The 2764-nt window shown below is 74.9% G+C and carries 4 protein-coding genes; 2 read left to right on the plus strand and 2 right to left on the minus strand.

Features of this window, described 5'->3' with window-relative positions:
- Nucleotides 1-218 (plus strand): EamA family transporter (locus M4J07_RS47465; protein ID WP_255983576.1); only part of this gene is annotated, 218 nt, incomplete at its 5' end.
- Between the two features lie 8 nt (nucleotides 219-226).
- Here M4J07_RS47465 and M4J07_RS47470 read toward each other — a convergent pair.
- Both M4J07_RS47470 and M4J07_RS47475 read right to left on the minus strand, forming a co-directional pair.
- Complete coding sequence (locus M4J07_RS47470) at nucleotides 227-862, minus strand: FMN-binding negative transcriptional regulator (protein WP_255983578.1); 636 nt, start codon at nucleotides 860-862, stop codon at nucleotides 227-229.
- Nucleotides 862-1545 (minus strand): pyridoxamine 5'-phosphate oxidase family protein, encoded by a 684-nt coding sequence (locus tag M4J07_RS47475; RefSeq protein WP_255983580.1) that lies wholly within the window; start codon nucleotides 1543-1545, stop codon nucleotides 862-864. The genes M4J07_RS47470 and M4J07_RS47475 overlap by 1 nt, the downstream gene beginning before the upstream one ends.
- Nucleotides 1546-1582: 37 nt before the next feature.
- On the opposite strand from M4J07_RS47475, the gene M4J07_RS47480 reads away from it, so the two are divergent.
- A partial coding sequence (locus M4J07_RS47480) for an aminotransferase class I/II-fold pyridoxal phosphate-dependent enzyme (RefSeq protein ID WP_255983583.1) occupies nucleotides 1583-2764 on the plus strand: 1182 nt, incomplete at its 3' end.

The raw sequence follows: 2764 nt of genomic DNA on the forward strand, positions 1-2764 counted from the left end.
TGCCGACCGCGCTCGCCTACGCCCTGTACTTCGCGGGCGCGGCCGTCGTGCGTTCCGCCACCGTCTCCGTGGTCATGCTGCTCGAACCGGTGGGCGCGGCCCTCATCGCCGTGACGGTGCTCGGCGAGCGGCTCACCGGGGCGACCGTGGCGGGCACCGCCCTGATGCTCGCCTCGGTCCTCGGGCTCGCCGTCGCGGAGGCCCGGTCCGGCGGCTGACCCATGGGTCACGCCTCCTGGCGCCGCCTGCGCTGCACCGCGAGCGCGGCGGCGTCGCGCGGTCCGCCCCGCTCCGCGAGGCCCGCGGCGATCCGGTCCTGCACCTCTTCCGGCTTGTGCCCGGCGTACTTGAACTTGGCCCGTACGTCGGTCACTTCGAGCCGTAGACCCCGGATTCCCGGGAGCATCCGGCCGTACGGGGCCTCGCCGACGGCCGCGGTCGCCGACAGGCCGGGCGGCTGGAAGTGGCCCACCTGCCGGTTGAGGATCTCGGCCTTCTCCTGCGGATCGTCCACCACGTGGGCGGTGCAGCGGAGCTGGACCGCGGCGTACACGCTGGTCGGCGTCCCGTGCTCGGCGGGGGCGCCGGGCAGCGCCTGCCAGGGGCCCGGCACGAACGCGTAGTCGTCGACGACGCTCAGCAGCACCTCGGGGTTCGCGTCCAGCGCCGGCCAGATCGGGTTCGGTCGGGCGAGATGGGCGAGGACCTCGTCGCGCTCGCCGTCGTACGCGAAGTGCATCGGCTGCACGAACGGCGGCTCGCCCGGCAGCCCGTTGGCCGCGAGCTGCCCGAAGTCGTGGGCGGCGAGCCACTCGCGCCACTCGGCGGCGTCGCGCGCGGCGTCCCAGGGGTGGATCAGCATCACAACTCCCGGAGGTAGGAGGGCAGGGCGATGCCGTCGGTGAGGTCGTCGGACGGGACCGGGGTGCCGTAGCCCTGGCGCAGCGGGACCACGCCCGCCCAGTGCGGGAGGCCGAGGTCCTCCGGCTCGTCGTTCACGCCGCCGGTGCGCAGCTTCGCCGAGACCTCCGCCAGATCCAGGCTGAGCACGGCCGTCGCGGCGAGCTCCTTGGCGTTGGCGGGGCGCGAGTCGGCGGAGCGGCCGGGCACCACGTGGTCGACGAGCGCGTCCAGGGCCGCGCGCTTCTCCTCGGGGTCCGTCACCTGGTGCGCGGTCCCGTGGATCACCACGGAGCGGTAGTTGATGGAGTGGTGGAAGGCGGACCGGGCGAGGACCAGGCCGTCGACGTGCGTGACGGTCAGACAGACCGGCAGCCCCGGGTCCTGCTGCCCGGCCATCCGCAACGGGCGCGAACCGGTGGACCCGTGCACGTAGAGGCGCTCGCCGACCCGGCCGTAGAGCGTTGGCAGGACGACGGGGGCGCCGTCGCGCACGAAACCGAGGTGGCAGACGTACGCCTCGTCGAGTATCGAGTGGACCAGGGCGCGGTCATATCCGGCGCGCTCCTTGGAGCGGGTCGGTACCGTGCGGTCCGTCGGTGTGTACGCGCCGGCGGCCGGGGTCTGTTCGGGGGCCACGCTCATGTTGCGAACTCCATTGCATTAGTGCAAACTGTGGTTTGTGCTAGGAGAGTATCCGATCAGTGGGCGGCGTGCGGCGGAGATTTCCGCGAGCGTCGAGCGTGCGGTGGCCGACGGTGGCCTGGAGCCGGGGCAACTGTTGCCTCCCATGCGGGAGTTGGCGCAGCGGCTCGGGGTGAATCCCAATACGGTCGCGGCCGCGTACCGGACCCTGCGGGAGCGCGGGGTGATCGAGACGGCCGGGCGGCGCGGCAGCCGGGTGCGGCCGAAGCCGGCCACGACCGCGCGCGAGCACATCCGGGTCGACGTGCCGGCGGGGGTGCGGGACGTGTCGGCCGGGAACCCGGACGTCGCGCTGCTGCCGTCGCTCGTCGGGGCGTTCACCGCCGCGGCGGCCGTCGCCGACGCGGAACCCGTGCTGTACGGGGCGGACTCCCTGGAGCCCGGGCTCGTCCGGCAGGCGCGCGCCGCGTTCGACGCCGACGGGGTGCCGGACGGGCCGGTCGTGGTGGCGTCCGGGTCGCTCGACGCGATCGAGCGGGTGCTCGCGGTGCACCTCAAGGCCGGGGACGCGGTCGCCGTCGAGGACCCGGGGTGGGGCAGCATGCTCGACCTCGTGCCCGCGCTCGGGCTGCGGATCGTGCCGGTCGGGGTCGACGACGACGGGCCGCTGCCGGACGACGTGGCGCGGGCGCTGGAGGCGGGGGCGCGGGCCCTCGTGGTGACGGACCGGGCGCAGAATCCGACCGGGGCGGCCGTGAGCGGTGCCCGCGCCAAGGCGTTGCGCACGGTGCTCGGCGCGCACCCGGAGGTGCTGCTCATCGAGGACGACCACGGTCACGGCATCGTCGATCTGCCGCTGCATCCGCTGGCCGGGGTCACGCACCACTGGGCGTTCGTCCGCTCGGTCGCCAAGGCGTACGGGCCCGATCTGCGGCTCGCCGTCCTCACCGGGGACGCCGCGACCGTCGACCGGGTGCGGGGCCGGCAGCGGCTCGGGCCCGGCTGGGTCAGCCGCATCACGCAGCGGGCCGTGGCGGGGCTGTGGGCGGGCGGAGCGGTGGATGCGCGGGTGGTGGCTGCGTCGTACGGGCGGCGGCGTGACGCGCTGGTCGCTGCCCTGGCCGAGCGGGGGGTCGTGGCGCACGGGCGCAGCGGGATGAACGTGTGGGTGCCCGTGCCGGACGAGACCGGGGCGGTGGCGCGGTTGCTGCACGCCGGG

Source organism: Streptomyces longispororuber (assembly GCF_024448165.1).
Taxonomy (GTDB): Bacteria; Actinomycetota; Actinomycetes; order Streptomycetales; family Streptomycetaceae; genus Streptomyces; species Streptomyces longispororuber_A.